Origin of the sequence: Paenibacillus sp. A3, assembly GCF_001399685.1 — a bacterium.
Taxonomy (GTDB): Bacteria; Bacillota; Bacilli; order Paenibacillales; family NBRC-103111; genus Paenibacillus_G.
In genome coordinates this window covers 1-552 of the sequence record NZ_JTHN01000433.1, presented here as the reverse complement: position 1 = coordinate 552, position 552 = coordinate 1, and the positions used below count along the sequence as shown (strand labels likewise).

The window sequence follows — 552 nt, the reverse complement described above, 5'->3', positions numbered from 1 at the left end:
CCCTACGCTGACGTTTCGCAGCAAATTTGCAAGCTGGGTCACCTTGTATTTGTCCGACAGCGAGCTGACAATATGCAGCACCGCCGAGAAAAACAGCAGCGGAAATACGATGAAGTAGATCGCCGTCCCGACGGCGTGGATCATGAACAAGATGAGCGGGTGCAGGACGGTGACCGTCACCACGTTGCCCATGGAGGCAAGCAGCGTAAGTAGAAGCGGCACGACGGCGATCATGAAGTGGATCATATCGGTTATCGCCGATTTCGCATAGCCGATCGCGACGCTGAAGCTGTTGACCGCCATAATCATCAGGACCAGAAACGAAATGGCGTAGGCGATTTTGCTGACGTTATTTTTCTCGAAGGAGCTTTGCAGCGTTTCCAGCAGCATGCTGAACACCGTAAGAATGACGATGGAAACGAGCAGCTTGCCATTGTAGAGAAGCTCGTGAAACAAATATTTGAACAGTCCCGAGAAAACGGAACCGAGGCCGAAATCCTTGGCTCCGAGCAGCAGCTCCATGAAGCTCGGGGCCCGGCTGTCCGGAAAATA

At 53.1% G+C, this 552-nt stretch carries 1 pseudogene; it reads right to left on the bottom strand.

Going from position 1 to position 552, the window contains the following annotated elements:
- Window positions 1-552, bottom strand: a pseudogene (locus QJ48_RS35205) (stage III sporulation protein AE); the annotation flags it as partial.